Origin of the sequence: Pseudomonas marginalis (assembly GCF_001645105.1) — a bacterium.
GTDB lineage: Bacteria > Pseudomonadota > Gammaproteobacteria > Pseudomonadales > Pseudomonadaceae > Aquipseudomonas > Aquipseudomonas petroselini.
Window position 1 is genome coordinate 25,226 of record NZ_LKEG01000042.1, and the last position, 13,825, is coordinate 39,050.

Annotated in this window: 12 protein-coding genes; 10 read left to right on the plus strand and 2 right to left on the minus strand. The window is 62.0% G+C overall.

Annotated elements, in window-relative coordinates; translation table 11 throughout:
* The first annotated feature begins 10 nt into the window (after window positions 1–10).
* The 10 genes from urtB (at window position 11) to ureC (ending at window position 8,657) form a co-directional block, all read left to right on the plus strand.
* Window positions 11–1,513, plus strand: a complete 1,503-nt coding sequence (gene urtB / locus AO064_RS15925; protein ID WP_064053954.1) for an urea ABC transporter permease subunit UrtB — start codon at window positions 11–13, stop codon at window positions 1,511–1,513.
* Window positions 1,513–2,580 carry an urea ABC transporter permease subunit UrtC gene (gene urtC / locus AO064_RS15930; RefSeq protein ID WP_012721970.1) on the plus strand — a complete coding sequence of 356 codons (1,068 nt, stop codon included), beginning with the start codon at window positions 1,513–1,515 and terminating at the stop codon, window positions 2,578–2,580. Before urtB ends, urtC begins: the two co-directional genes overlap by 1 nt.
* A complete protein-coding gene (urtD, locus tag AO064_RS15935; RefSeq protein WP_012721969.1) occupies window positions 2,577–3,410 on the plus strand; it encodes an urea ABC transporter ATP-binding protein UrtD in 834 nt (277 codons plus the stop codon). The genes urtC and urtD overlap by 4 nt, the downstream gene beginning before the upstream one ends.
* Window positions 3,411–3,460: 50 nt before the next feature.
* Window positions 3,461–4,159 carry an urea ABC transporter ATP-binding subunit UrtE gene (gene urtE / locus AO064_RS15940; RefSeq protein ID WP_064053955.1) on the plus strand — a complete coding sequence of 233 codons (699 nt, stop codon included), beginning with the start codon at window positions 3,461–3,463 and terminating at the stop codon, window positions 4,157–4,159.
* 30 nt (window positions 4,160–4,189) lie between these two features.
* On the plus strand, window positions 4,190–5,029 hold the full coding sequence (locus tag AO064_RS15945; RefSeq protein ID WP_064053956.1) for an urease accessory protein UreD: 840 nt from the start codon (window positions 4,190–4,192) through the stop codon (window positions 5,027–5,029).
* Between the two features lie 145 nt (window positions 5,030–5,174).
* Window positions 5,175–5,477 (plus strand): urease subunit gamma, encoded by a 303-nt coding sequence (locus AO064_RS15950; RefSeq protein ID WP_010213535.1) that lies wholly within the window; start codon window positions 5,175–5,177, stop codon window positions 5,475–5,477.
* 9 nt (window positions 5,478–5,486) lie between these two features.
* Window positions 5,487–5,999: a GNAT family N-acetyltransferase gene (locus tag AO064_RS15955; protein WP_046033945.1), complete on the plus strand. Its 513-nt coding sequence runs from the start codon at window positions 5,487–5,489 to the stop codon at window positions 5,997–5,999.
* A gap of 5 nt (window positions 6,000–6,004) precedes the next feature.
* On the plus strand, window positions 6,005–6,538 hold the full coding sequence (locus AO064_RS15960; RefSeq protein WP_012721965.1) for a GNAT family N-acetyltransferase: 534 nt from the start codon (window positions 6,005–6,007) through the stop codon (window positions 6,536–6,538).
* The gene (locus AO064_RS15965) at window positions 6,535–6,840 is read left to right on the plus strand and encodes an urease subunit beta (protein WP_012721964.1); all 306 of its coding nucleotides are present in this window, start codon (window positions 6,535–6,537) and stop codon (window positions 6,838–6,840) included. The genes AO064_RS15960 and AO064_RS15965 overlap by 4 nt, the downstream gene beginning before the upstream one ends.
* Window positions 6,841–6,956: 116 nt before the next feature.
* Window positions 6,957–8,657: an urease subunit alpha gene (gene ureC / locus AO064_RS15970; protein WP_064053957.1), complete on the plus strand. Its 1,701-nt coding sequence runs from the start codon at window positions 6,957–6,959 to the stop codon at window positions 8,655–8,657.
* 152 nt (window positions 8,658–8,809) lie between these two features.
* Here ureC and AO064_RS15975 read toward each other — a convergent pair whose 3' ends face one another.
* The gene (locus AO064_RS15975) at window positions 8,810–10,735 is read right to left on the minus strand and encodes an NEL-type E3 ubiquitin ligase domain-containing protein (protein ID WP_064053958.1); all 1,926 of its coding nucleotides are present in this window, start codon (window positions 10,733–10,735) and stop codon (window positions 8,810–8,812) included.
* Window positions 10,732–13,773 (minus strand): dermonecrotic toxin domain-containing protein, encoded by a 3,042-nt coding sequence (locus AO064_RS15980; RefSeq protein WP_147469614.1) that lies wholly within the window; start codon window positions 13,771–13,773, stop codon window positions 10,732–10,734. Before AO064_RS15980 ends, AO064_RS15975 begins: the two co-directional genes overlap by 4 nt.
* Window positions 13,774–13,825: the final 52 nt, after the last annotated feature.

Below are 13,825 nucleotides of genomic sequence, written 5' to 3' on the forward strand. Positions count from 1 at the left end.
ACATTTGTTTATGCCCACTGCCCTCTACCGCTATTTCCTGGCTTTGCTGCTGTTGCTGCCCCTGGCCGCACACGCCAGCGACGCCGAAGACTTCCTGTCCGCCAACCCGAGCCAACAAGCCAAACTCCTCCAGGACTGGGCCGCCCAGCCCGACCCGGCACGCATCGAGTTGGTGGATGCCCTGCAACAAGGCCAGCTCACGCTCAACGGCGAAACCAAGACCGTGCGCCTGAACAACCGCCTGCGCGGCTTGATCGACAACGTGCAGGCCAGCCAACAACTGCTCGCGGCCGACCCGAAGGTGCGCCTGGCCGCTGCGCAAACCCTGCAAAAAAGCGCACAACCTGCGCAGTTGAAATTCCTCGACCAGCGCGTCGCCGCTGAAACGAATGAAGACGTGCACACCGCACTCAGCCTGGCCCTGGCCAATCTGCAACTGGTCGACAGCGACCCGGTGGTGCGCCTGGCCGCCGTGCGTTTGCTCGGCAGCACCGGCGACCCACTGGCCCGCACGCGTCTTGAAGCCTTGCTTGCGCCCGGCGTCGAAACCGATACCGCCGTGCACACCGCCGCCGAGACCAGCCTGGCCCAGGTCAAACGCAAATTGATGCTCGGCGAGATCCTCGGCCAGGCCTTCAGCGGCATGTCCCTGGGGTCGATCCTGTTGCTGGCGGCCCTCGGTCTGGCGATCACCTTCGGCCTGCTCGGCGTGATCAACATGGCCCACGGCGAGATGCTGATGCTCGGCGCGTACTCCACCTATGTGGTGCAGATGCTGATGCAGCGTTATGTGCCGGCCGCCATCGAGTTCTACCCGCTGATCGCACTGCCGGTGGCGTTTTTTGTCACCGCCGCCATCGGCATGGCCCTGGAACGCACGGTGATTCGCCACCTCTACGGCCGGCCGCTGGAAACCCTGCTGGCCACCTGGGGCATCAGCCTGATGCTGATCCAGCTGGTGCGCCTGGTGTTCGGTGCGCAAAACGTCGAAGTGTCCAACCCCGCCTGGCTGTCCGGCGGCATTCAAGTGCTGCCCAACCTCGTGCTGCCCTACAACCGTATCGTGATCATCGCCTTCGCGCTGTGCGTGGTGGTGCTGACCTGGCTGCTGCTGAACAAGACCCGCCTGGGCCTCAACGTGCGCGCGGTTACCCAGAACCGCAACATGGCCGCCTGCTGCGGCGTGCCCACCGGCCGCGTGGACATGCTCGCCTTCGGCCTCGGCTCCGGTATCGCTGGTTTAGGCGGCGTAGCACTGAGCCAGATCGGCAACGTCGGCCCGGACCTGGGCCAGAGCTACATCATCGACTCGTTCCTGGTGGTGGTGCTCGGCGGTGTCGGCCAGTTGGCCGGTAGCGTCATGGCCGCCTTCGGGCTGGGCATCGCCAACAAGATTCTGGAACCACAGATCGGCGCCGTGCTCGGCAAGATCCTGATCCTCGCGCTGATCATTCTGTTTATCCAGAAACGCCCGCAAGGACTCTTCGCACTGAAAGGACGGGTGATCGACTGATGAACCAGCCATTGATGCTTACGGCCGCGCAAAAGGCCGGTCCCAAGGTGACGATTGCCGTCGGCGTGCTGATGCTTGTCGTGCTGCTGGCGCTGCCTTTGCTGTCACTGCTGCCGGCGGACAACGCGTTGCATGTCTCGGCCTACACCCTGACGCTGGTGGGCAAGATCCTCTGTTACGCCATCGTCGCCCTGGCGCTGGACCTGGTGTGGGGCTATGCCGGGATGTTGTCCCTCGGCCACGGATTGTTCTTTGCCCTGGGCGGTTATGCGATGGGCATGTACTTGATGCGCCAGGCGTCCGGCGATGAGTTGCCGGCGTTCATGACCTTCCTGTCGTGGACCGAGTTGCCCTGGTATTGGGTCGGCACCGAGCACTTCCTCTGGGCGATGTGCCTGGTGGTGCTGGCGCCGGGCTTGCTGGCGCTGGTGTTCGGTTTCTTCGCCTTTCGCTCGCGGATCAAAGGCGTGTATTTCTCGATCATGACCCAGGCCCTGACCTTCGCCGGGATGCTGCTGTTTTTCCGCAACGAGACCGGGTTTGGCGGGAACAACGGCTTCACCAATTTCCGCAGCATCCTGGGGTTTGGCATTACCGAGCCGGGCACGCGGGCCGTGTTGTTTGTGGCCACCGTCGCGCTGCTGGTGGCGAGTTTGTTCCTCGGCTGGCGGCTGGCACAGAGCAAGTTCGGCCGGGTGCTGACCGCGTTGCGCGATGCCGAAAACCGTCTGATGTTCTGCGGCTACGACCCCCGTGGCTTCAAGCTGTTCGTCTGGGTGTTGAGCGCCGTGCTGTGCGGTTTGGCGGGCGCGTTGTATGTGCCGCAAGTGGGCATTATCAACCCCAGCGAAATGTCGCCGACCAACTCCATCGAAGCCGCCGTGTGGGTGGCATTGGGCGGGCGCGGCACGCTGATCGGCCCATTGCTCGGCGCCGGTGTGGTGAACGGCATGAAGAGCTGGTTTACCGTGGCCTTCCCGGAATACTGGCTGTTCTTCCTCGGGGCGCTGTTCATCATCGTCACCCTGTACCTGCCCAAGGGCGTCATCGGCTTGCTGAAGAAATGAGGAACGTCATGCTCGAACCTGTTTTTGATGCGGGCAGCGGCCGCGATGCCATCGGCCTTGGCCAGGCCGCCGGCAAGGGCCTCAACACCCGCCACGGCACCATCCTGACGCTGGAAGACATCAGCGTCAGCTTCGACGGTTTCAAGGCCCTCAACGACTTGAACCTCTACATTGGCGTCGGGGAATTGCGCTGCATCATCGGCCCCAACGGCGCGGGCAAGACCACGCTGATGGACGTGATCACCGGCAAGACCCGCCCCAGCCACGGTACCGCCTGGTTTGGTGAAAACCTCGACCTGACCGGCATGAGCGAAGTGCAGATCGCCCAGGCCGGCATCGGCCGCAAGTTCCAGAAACCCACGGTATTCGAAGCGTTGAGCGTGTTCGAAAACCTGGAGCTGGCGCAGAAGACCGACAAATCGGTGTGGGCCAGCCTGCGCGCGCGCTTGAGCGGCGAGCAGAAAGACCGTATCGAGGAAGTGCTCGACACCATCCGCCTGACGGCCTCGGCGCATCGCCAGGCGGGCCTGCTGTCTCACGGCCAGAAGCAGTTCCTGGAGATCGGCATGCTGCTGATGCAGGACCCGCAACTGTTGCTGCTGGACGAACCGGTGGCGGGCATGACTGACGCTGAAACCGAATTCACCGCCGAACTGTTCAAGCGCCTGGCGGGCAAGCATTCGTTGATGGTGGTGGAACACGACATGGGTTTTGTCGGTTCGATTGCCGACCACGTCACGGTGTTGCACCAGGGCAGTGTGCTGGCCGAAGGGTCGCTGGAACAGGTGCAGGAAAATGAGCGGGTGATCGAGGTTTACCTCGGTCGCTGAGGCTTTATGTGGGCGCTGGCGCCCACAAGGGAATCGTGGAGGTTTTAAACATGTTGCAAGTCGACACGCTGCACCAGTACTACGGCGGTAGCCACATCCTGCGCGGGCTGTCCTTTGATGTGAAAGTCGGCGAAGTCACCTGCCTGCTCGGCCGTAACGGCGTAGGCAAGACCACCTTGCTCAAATGCCTGATGGGTTTGCTGCCGGCCAAAGAAGGTGCGGTGAACTGGGAAGGCAAAGCCATTACCGGGTTCAAGCCGCACCAGCGTGTGCACGCGGGGATTGCCTACGTGCCTCAAGGCCGAGAGATTTTTGGGCGGCTGACGGTGGAAGAAAACCTGTTGATGGGGCTCTCGCGTTTCCCAGGCGCCGAAGCCAAGGAAGTGCCGGCGTTTATCTACGAGCTGTTCCCGGTGTTGCTGCAAATGAAGCACCGCCGTGGCGGTGACCTGTCCGGCGGCCAGCAACAACAGCTCGCCATCGGCCGCGCCCTGGCCAGCCGCCCGCGCCTGTTGATCCTCGATGAGCCCACCGAAGGCATCCAGCCGTCGGTGATCAAGGAGATCGGCGCAGTGATCAAGAAACTCGCCGAGCGCGGCGATATGGCGATCCTGCTGGTCGAGCAGTTCTACGACTTTGCCGCCGAACTGGCCGACCAGTACCTGGTGATGTCCCGGGGTGAAATCGTCCAGCAAGGCCGAGGTGAAAATATGGAACGTGAGGGTGTACGTGGTCTCGTAACCATCTAATCTGTAGCCTCCTGACGATAAGCACACGCCATGAACCTGCCCGTTTCCCCTGCCCTGTTCACCCCCAGCTGGCACGCCGAGCTGGAACTCGGCTACGCGCGTTTCGGCGACACCACGCGCCCGGTAATGCGCCGCCACCTCGGCCCGCTGCGGGTGCAAAAGCACCTGTACGCCGAAGGCCCCGAGGTGTGCCAGCACATCATCGTGCACCCGCCTGGCGGGATTGCCGGCGGTGATCGCCTGGATATCAGCGCCCATGTCGGCGCCGGCGCCTGGGCGCAATTGACCAGCCCTGGCGCGGCCAAGTGGTACCGCGCCGGCGGCCCGGCGTATCAGCAACTGGACCTCTGCGTGGAAGCCGGCGCCACGCTGGAGTGGCTGCCCCAGGAAACCATCGTCTTCAGTGCCGCCCAGGCCGAACTCACCACGCGTATCGAACTGCAAGGCGATGCGCGGCTGTTCTACTGGGATGTGGTCGCCCTGGGGCGCCCGGCCAGCAATGAGCGTTTCGACCTCGGCCACTTCCAATCGCACCTGGATATCCGCCGTGACGGCCAGTTGCTCTGGCATGAGCGCCAGCGCATTGTGGGCGCCGACGGCCTGCTCGATTCGCCCATCGGCCTGGACGGCCAACCAGTGTTCGCCACGCTGCTGGTGACCGGCGATATAGAACCCGAATTACTCGAACACTGCCGCGCCCTGCCCCACGCCGTGCGCGGCGACCTGACCCAACTGCCCGGCTTGCTGGTCGCCCGCTGCCTGGCCAGCGAAGCGTTGCTGGCGCGGGGATGGTTGATTGATTTATGGAAATTGTTACGCCCCGTCATGTTTGGGCGAGAGGCGGTCGCACCACGAATCTGGAGCACATGAAGATCAATATGTGGGAGGGGGCTTGCTCCCGATAGCGGTGGGTCCGTGACAGATGTATTGCCTGACACTGCCCTATCGGGGGCAAGCCCCCTCCCACACTTGATCTCCATTGTATTTACGAATGTATTTCACGACGGACTGAACCATGGACCTGACCCCACGGGAAAAAGACAAACTGCTGATCTTCACCGCCGGCCTAGTGGCCGAGCGGCGCCTGGCACGCGGCGTGAAGCTCAACTACCCGGAAACCATCGCCTACATCTCCGCCGCCTTGATGGAAGGCGCGCGCGACGGCCGCACCGTGGCCGACCTGATGCACTTCGGCACCACCCTGCTCAGCCGCGAACAGGTGATGGAAGGCATCCCGGAGATGATCCCGGATATCCAGGTGGAAGCCACTTTCCCCGACGGCACCAAGCTGGTCACCGTCCACCAACCCATCGCCTGAGGCACGGCCATGATTCGTGATGCGACCCAAAACGATTTGCCGGCGATCCGCGATATCTACAACGACGCGGTGCTGAACACCACCGCGATCTGGAACGAACAACCGGTGGACCTGGGCAACCGCCAGGCGTGGTTCAGCGCACGGCATGCCCAGGGTTATCCGATCCTGGTCAGCGTCGAAAACGCGGAAGTCACCGGCTACGCCTCCTTCGGCGACTGGCGCCCCTTCGAGGGCTTCCGCTACAGCGTCGAACACTCGGTGTACGTGCGCAACGACCAACGCGGCAAAGGCCTCGGCCCACAGCTGATGCAAGCCCTGATCGAACGCGCCCGCACCTGCGGTAAACACGTGATGGTCGCCGCCATCGAAAGCGGCAACCAGGCCTCGATCCGCCTGCATGAGCGCCAAGGCTTCATCACCACCGGGCAGATGCCCCGAGTGGGTATCAAGTTTGGTCGCTGGCTGGACCTGACCTTTATGCAACTGGCTTTGAATCCGGGCGCGGAACCGCCCAAGGAGTGAGATCGATGAATGCCGCGCACCTGCGTCGAGTCAATGCAGAAAGTTTTGCCCACTACCGCCTGGGGTTGATCGAGCTGTTGCTGGACGCGGTGAAGCACGGTGCTTCGGTCGGCTTCATGGCTGACTTTGATGAGGCTCAAGCGCGCGCTTATCTGAGCGGCGTACAAGCGAGCATTGAAGACGCCAGCCTGCTGCTATGGGTCGTGGTACGCGACGAACAGGTGATCGCCAGCGTGCAGTTGGCGCTGTGCCAGAAGGCCAATGGCCTGAACCGCGCCGAGGTGCAAAAGCTGCTGGTGCACAGCAGCGCGCGCCGGCATGGCCTGGGCCAACAGTTGATGAACACCCTGGAACTCGCCGCGCGCCAGCACAAGCGCGGCTTGCTGTACCTGGACACCGAAGCCGGCTCGCCGGCCGAAGCCTTCTACCAGTCGCTGCGCTACACCAAGATCGGTGAGCTGCCCGACTACTGCCAAAGCCCGGACGGGCGCTACAGCCCGACCGCCATCTACTTCAAGACCCTGGGGCAACCTGCATGATTCCTGGTGAATATCAGATCCAGCCTGGCGATATCGAACTCAACGTCGGCCGCCGCACCGTCACCCTCAGTGTGGCCAACAGCGGCGACCGGCCGATCCAGGTGGGCTCGCATTACCATTTTTTCGAGACCAATGACGCGCTGACCTTCGACCGCGCCGCCAGCCGTGGCATGCGCCTGAATATTCCGGCGGGCACGGCGGTGCGGTTTGAGCCGGGGCAGAGTCGAGAAATCGAGTTGGTGGATTTGAGCGGCGGGCGGCGGGTATTCGGGTTTGCCGGGCGGATCATGGGCGATCTTTAGGGCCTCATCGGGGGCAAGCCCCCTCCCACATTTGAATGTGTTCACACATCAAGGGTGGGAGGGGGCTTGCCCCCGATAGCGATTTCATATTCAACACATATCTTCAGGGCAATCACATGAAAATCAGCCGCCAAGCCTACGCCGACATGTACGGCCCCACCGTCGGTGACAAGGTCCGCCTGGCCGACACTGAGTTGTTCGTCGAGGTCGAAAAAGACTTCACCGTCTATGGCGAGGAGGTGAAATTCGGCGGCGGCAAAGTGATCCGCGATGGCCAGGGCCAGAGCCAGTTGCTCGCCCATGAAGTGGTGGACACGCTGATCACCAACGCGCTGATCATCGACCACTGGGGCATCGTCAAGGCCGACGTCGGCCTGAAAAACGGCCGCATCCACGCGATCGGCAAAGCCGGCAACCCGGACATCCAGCCCGGCGTGACCATGGCCATCGGCGCCAGCACCGAAGTGATTGCCGGCGAAGGCATGATCCTCACCGCAGGCGGCATCGACTCCCACGTGCACTTCATCTGCCCACAGCAGATCGAAGAAGCGCTGACCAGCGGCGTCACCACCATGATCGGCGGTGGCACGGGACCTGCCACAGGTACCAACGCCACCACCTGCACCTCGGGCCCGTGGCACCTGGCGCGCATGCTCCAGGCCAGCGATTCGTTCCCGATGAACATCGGTTTCACCGGCAAGGGCAACGCCAGTTTGCCCGAGCCATTGATCGAGCAGGTCAAGGCCGGCGCCATCGGCTTGAAGCTGCATGAGGACTGGGGCACCACCCCGGCCAGTATCGATAACTGCCTGAGCGTGGCCGATGACTACGACGTGCAGGTGGCGATCCACAGCGACACCCTCAACGAATCCGGCTTCGTCGAAACCACGCTGGCCGCGCTCAAGGGCCGCACCATCCACACCTATCACACCGAAGGCGCCGGTGGCGGTCACGCACCGGACATCATCAAGGCGTGTGGCTTCTCCAACGTGCTGCCCAGCTCGACCAACCCGACCCGGCCGTTCACCCGCAACACCATCGACGAACACCTCGACATGCTGATGGTCTGCCATCACCTGGACCCAAGCATTGCAGAAGACGTGGCCTTCGCCGAAAGCCGCATCCGCCGCGAAACCATCGCCGCCGAAGACATCCTGCATGACCTCGGTGCGTTCTCGATGATCAGCTCCGACAGCCAGGCCATGGGCCGCGTCGGCGAGGTGATCACGCGCACCTGGCAGACCGCGGACAAGATGAAAAAACAACGCGGCGCCTTGCCCGGCGACGGTCCCGGCAACGACAACTTCCGCGCCAAACGCTACATCGCCAAGTACACCATCAACCCGGCGATCACCCATGGCATCAGCCATATTGTCGGCTCGATCGAAGTGGGCAAATGGGCCGACCTGGTGCTGTGGCGCCCAGCGTTCTTCGGCATCAAGCCGACCCTGATTCTCAAGGGCGGCGCGATTGCCTCCAGCCTGATGGGCGACGCCAACGCCTCGATCCCCACCCCGCAACCGGTGCACTACCGCCCGATGTTCGCCAGCTTCGGCAGCTCGCTGCACGCGACCAGCCTGACGTTTATCAGCCAGGCGGCCTTGGACGCCGGATTGCCCGACGCCCTGGGCTTGAAGAAGCAGATTGCCGTGGTCAAGGGCTGCCGGAACGTGCGGAAAGCCGACTTGATCCACAATGACTACCTGCCGGATATCGAGGTGGACCCACAGACCTATCAGGTCAAGGCCGACGGCGTGTTGCTGTGGTGCGAGCCGGCGGAGGTGTTACCCATGGCCCAACGTTATTTTCTGTTCTGACGTCGGTCAGTCGCGGGTACAACGTGTGGCTGATGAGCCCGCCGGGGATGTAGCCGAAGACAAGGTCATGGCCGATACCTTATTGGGTGATGAAGCCGTCATCGTATTCATCACCCACAAGACGCAGGCCTTAACTATGCAGGGTTGTCCGGTTATGGCTGTTCGGCCATTTCAGCAGCGGTCAGCCCTTTGATGAGGGCTTGCTTGAGGGTCGACCACTCATTCATCAAAGCGTTGCTGGCGTCACGGTAGCGCTCGCTTGTGAGGTCATCTTCGGTGCTCAAGGCTTCAAGCCGCGCCAGGATGGGGTCGCGGTTAGCCGCAAACTGATCGGCGTATTTGCGCTGTAAAAACACCTGCCAGAACTCGCGCTGGGTGGTGGCGATAAATGCCTTGGCCGAGCCCTCCAATCCCAGCACTTCAGCTTCGGCCGCGGCCAGCATCTGCGGGGTAACCTGCGCAGTGGCCAGGTAGACCGCCTCTTGCGGTTGCCCCGGTAAGCCCAGGCGGTCGCGCAAGCCGATACGGTAGGCCAGGCGTATTTCCACGCGGTCGATCGCCAGGGCCCGTTTCACCTTGCTTTTGAGCGTGTCGTGGGACTGGGCAATGACTTCAAGACGCGTGTCGGCATCTCGCTGTGCAATACGCTCCACCTCATCAAGACGAAACAGGCCCTGGGCCAATTTGAGCAAGCGGGTTGAGGCCTGTGCATCATCAACCACGCCCACTTCCTCGTCAGACAGGCGGCGCAATTCCAGCCGGCTGAACACCAACGTAATACCGTCTTGGCAGGTGTCTACTTCACCCGCCAACTCAAACAGGCTTTCGCGTAGCTCACCCGATTCGGCCGCCGCATCCAACAGGGCCCATACCCGTGAGGCCAGATTCGAATAGGCGTTTTTGTAATCATCGGTTTTGCTCAACTCACTCAACAGCCTGAAAAACTTCTCACTGGGCAGGATTGTTCCGTCGGGTTCCACACCCGGTGCCTCGCGCTCGATCAGCGCTGCGTTGAGCAGTGTCCAACGCTCGGTCCTGGCGGCCCGCTCCCCCTCAGCCACATCACGCATCCATTGCGCCAAACGCTCGCTGGCGCTGGCTATCAACGGCTCTGGCGCCGTCACTGCCAGCGGCCCTTGGGGCACCCTGCCCGGCTGGGTGACCCGTACGTGCACCTCGGCGTAGTCGTCGAGCCCCTGGGCGGAAAGCGGGTTGCCGTCCAGGTAGGTGGCGATAAAAATTCTGCGCATGGCGACAGGGTCCTCGTCAGCCGGGTCCAGCAGCTCGTTGGACGCCTGGGTGATCTGATTGTCACGCAGGTCGAGGATCTCAAGGTTCACCAGCTCGCGCAGGCCCGAGGGCATGCGGGTCAGGCCCATACTGACCAGATCAATGTGGGTCAGCCACGTGAGGGCGCTCAGATCCAGCGCGCCCTCCAGAGGGTTGCCTCGCAGTGTCAGCCGACGCAACGTCGTGCAGCGTTGCAAGAGCGGGGTATCGAGGGTGGTCAGATCATTGTTGGCTACGTCCAGGGTTACCAGACGCGTCTGCTCACCCAACGCCGCAGGCACCTGCGTCAGGCGGTTGTTGGGGGCCTCGAACGTTTTCAGATGAGGGAACGCGCGTAAAAACTCGGCCGGGACCTCAAGCAAGCTCATGTGCCCCAGGTCGATAAAGCTGATGAACGGAAAGGACCCGGCAGGCAAGACCGGCAATGTGGGCGCCTCGAAACCGTTGAAGCTGAGTTTGTAACCCATAAACCGGTGACTGCGACTGTAAACAGGCTCCCCTGCGACCTCCTGCCAACTGTTGAGCAGCTTCATGCGGATGACGCTGCGCGCATAATCGGTCGCCCGCACCACCTTGCCCTCTTGCGCGGGCCACTCCAGGGCCAGCCCATGCCAGGCGTCGAGGGTCTGCTTCAAACTGGCGAACTGCGCCTCCAACTCGGTGAGGCGCGCCCCGCGCCGGTCAGCCAGGCTGCGCAAAAAGCTATCGACTTCGCTGGTGCGCCAATAGGGGTAGATCTGACGCACTCTTGCGCGGTCCTGATTGGTCACTTCGCAACCGCCGTTCATAAGGCCACCTCCCCACACACGGCATTCAAGGGGTAGCCGTCACGACGGGCGGCCACGCGCATCACGCGTTCAAACCAAGGTGTTTCCACCGGCAGGTTCAAGGCCTTTCTCAGGGCCTTGGGTGCCAGTGCGTTGTCCTGAATCGCGTGTTTCAACGCAGGCGCCTCACTCACATGCGGCCGTCCCATGGCGGTACGTTCGCTATCGGGCAGAGCATGTTGCAACGCGGCATACAGGGTGTCCGGCGCATGCAGCTCATGGCCTTGGCCGTCGAATGCCTGATACCGCGTGCCGTTTTTCACCAGCACTTTGGTCTCAAGCGCAAACGGTGGACCAACGCTGGTGCGCAGCGAGCCGGACAGGGACTCATCGCGAAGCTCAATGCGCACCTCGCCGCTCCATCCCGGCAGGGTTTCCAGGGTTTTAAGCACCAGCGTTGGCGTGTCCGGATTGGCCGGACTCTCCAGGTAAAGGCCTTCATACGCCCGTGCTATTCGTACACGCTGCTGCAGATAGCGCAGTGCTTCGCTGATCCGCAGCGGTATCAGTCGGCGTTGCTCGGCGCTTGGACCAAAAGGGGTGTTCAGGGTCTCAAGCTCCTTGGGTGTCGCTCGGTAAAGTACCTCCCGAGCGATGCTGGTGGGCATCTCGGGGAAACGGCGTTGGATCACCTGAATCAATGCCCGTTGTGAATCACCACTCAGCAGCGGTTCGTCGCTGTAAAGACTGTTGAACAGCCGCTGCCCACTGCGCTCGGCGAAGGCGGCCAGCCGCTGCTGCAACTGCGCGGCCCGCGCCGTGGCGTCCGCAGGGGCGTGCTGGCCCAGCACCTGTTTGATCTGTTCGTCGTTAAGGAATTGCACACTACGTTCGGGCAGTTTCCCGGCCATCAAGTCGGCCTTGGACACCCTCAGGATGTCACCTGCCATTGCGCTGTGCTGGCCATAACGCGCCTGCTCACCGAACGGGCTGAACACCTCGATGCCGGTGTTGGCGGGCCATCCAGGGAGGTCGACCATCAGTGCCGCCGCGTAGTCGCACAGCGTGCTGCTGCAACGGCCGCGACGTATCTGCTCAATGACCTCACGCGCATCGGCATCAGCGGCAAAGCGCCGTAGCGTGTCCTTGAGCAGGCCGGGAAACGGCTCGGACTCGACGTACAGCTTGCGTAAGACGTCCTCGCTCATCGTGCTGACGGCCAATATCTGCTTACGCTGCACATCATCGAAACGCTCGAACGCGACGCCCAGACGGTCACGCAGCTGCGCACCTTGCCATTGCAGCAGCTGGTCGAGTTCATGGGTCCAGACCCCTTCGCCGTTGTGGCGCAAGCGCGGTTGGTAGGCGTTGCCGCGCGTGGGATGGCGCGCGGAGTAATGACCGCTTTGCGGGTCTTGCACGACCTCGTACTGCTGTTCGTCCAGCAGCAGTACCGAACGCCCCGCTAAACGATACAGCCCCAGGTGATCCGGCTGTGAGTCGGTGGGCAGCGGCACACGTCGGGCATACGCCGACAGGTTTGGCTTCCATAAGCGCGTTTGACCGTTGGGCAATTTGACGGCCTTCAAGCCCTCGACAAATGGCGAGGCCACGTAGTGAAAGATCACCGCCATTTCCGCCAGCGTCGCCAGGCTTTCCAAAACGTCGGTCAGGTGCGCCCACGCGGCCTCAACATCGCCCTGGCGCCAATCACGCACGCCCTCGAAGACACTGCTGATCAACTGGTTGGCGGTCACCAGCAGCATCGCGGCGCCCACGGGCGGTGCCACAAAGGCGGCAATGCCGACGACGAGCATGCCCACATTTAGGAAGTTGGACAGTCGGCGCTCGCGCGTCTGGGTATCTTCCTTGGCGGTGGAAACCGCCAGCACCTGACCATCGTCCAGCCGGCGCTGACGCCACTGGCCGAACATTTCGTACCAGATGCCTGAAAGACCGACCCACTGGAAGTTCAGCGACAGGCTGATATGCAGTTCAACATTTTCCCGAGGGTCACGTCGCCAGTGACGATCCTCGATGGGGCCTTTCAAGTTCGAGACAGGGCTGAGGTATTTGAGGTAACCGCGCAGGTCGTCCTTCCAATTGCTCCCCGCTGGAGAATCCAGAACCTTTTGAGTCAGGCGCAGGAAAAAGTGCGGCCGGTCCTTCTCCGAGAGAAAACGGCTGAAAAAACGCTGGTAGTCGGTGAGCACGTCGCGCCCGCTGTCAATACGGCTGCCCTCGGGCCGGTACATCAGTTGGTGGGTCAACTCTGCTTCGAAATCACGGAAGGACGGATAGGTTTTCACCGGGTGATCGGGGTCATCCGGGATGTAGGCAATGACGTAACCACCGTCGTAGCGGTTGGCGTGTGTGCGAAAAAACACGGCACACTCCGTCAGGTTGTAGCCCAGGATGCGCAGCGGGCTGTAGGTGACCGGGCGTCCGTTGTCCCGGACATCGTCTTTGTCATGGATCACGTCAACCAACAGCTCGTAGTGCCGAAGTTCGATGTCTTCTTTGAGCAGCGCCAAATACGCCGCTGCTTTTAACGCCGCCTTTTGGTTCAAGGTGTACGCGGTGGAAATGGCGACTTGCTCCGCCTGCGTACCGCCGTGGAAAAAATCATTTAAGTGTTTGGCGTAAAGCCCACCGATATCCAGGGTTCGGCAAATCGCTACAAACTGCGCCAGTGTGAGCTTGATCCGAACGATATCGAAATGTCCCTGGGCATCGGGCGCACTGATAAATGAAGACACGCTGTCGAAGTAATCGGGCTGGGCTTCAAACGCCTCGAAGTTGTTCAGGGCCGCCTGTAACAGAGAGAACGTGCGGGTGCGATAACCCGCCGTATTAACGCCCACGGGTATGCCGAAAAACGTGTATTCCACCGGGTAATAAAGCCGCAGCCAGGTGTTATCGACATCCAGCTCATGGCCGGCCGCTTTGAGGGCCGCCACCAGCAAGGGTTTGGCGAAGTCTGTGATGTCCTGAATGCCCCGGTTCGACAGATCGAACTGGTTTTGCGCGTGGCAACTGGCCTCGGTCAGTGTTTTCAAGACTGACTGCTGGGATTCGGTGAGTGCCTCGTACCCGTCGGGGCTGTCGGGC

Excerpts from the sequence above, each read along its gene's own strand:
- urtB (WP_064053954.1), top strand. The coding sequence starts at position 11 with ATGCCCACTGCCCTCTACCGCTATTTCCTGGCTTTGCTGCTGTTGCTG.
- urtC (WP_012721970.1), top strand. The coding sequence starts at position 1,513 with ATGAACCAGCCATTGATGCTTACGGCCGCGCAAAAGGCCGGTCCCAAG.
- urtD (WP_012721969.1), top strand. The coding sequence starts at position 2,577 with ATGAGGAACGTCATGCTCGAACCTGTTTTTGATGCGGGCAGCGGCCGC.
- urtE (WP_064053955.1), top strand. The coding sequence starts at position 3,461 with ATGTTGCAAGTCGACACGCTGCACCAGTACTACGGCGGTAGCCACATC.
- AO064_RS15945 (WP_064053956.1), top strand. The coding sequence starts at position 4,190 with ATGAACCTGCCCGTTTCCCCTGCCCTGTTCACCCCCAGCTGGCACGCC.
- AO064_RS15950 (WP_010213535.1), top strand. The coding sequence starts at position 5,175 with ATGGACCTGACCCCACGGGAAAAAGACAAACTGCTGATCTTCACCGCC.
- AO064_RS15955 (WP_046033945.1), top strand. The coding sequence starts at position 5,487 with ATGATTCGTGATGCGACCCAAAACGATTTGCCGGCGATCCGCGATATC.
- AO064_RS15960 (WP_012721965.1), top strand. The coding sequence starts at position 6,005 with ATGAATGCCGCGCACCTGCGTCGAGTCAATGCAGAAAGTTTTGCCCAC.
- AO064_RS15965 (WP_012721964.1), top strand. The coding sequence starts at position 6,535 with ATGATTCCTGGTGAATATCAGATCCAGCCTGGCGATATCGAACTCAAC.
- ureC (WP_064053957.1), top strand. The coding sequence starts at position 6,957 with ATGAAAATCAGCCGCCAAGCCTACGCCGACATGTACGGCCCCACCGTC.
- AO064_RS15975 (WP_064053958.1), bottom strand. The coding sequence starts at position 10,735 with ATGAACGGCGGTTGCGAAGTGACCAATCAGGACCGCGCAAGAGTGCGT.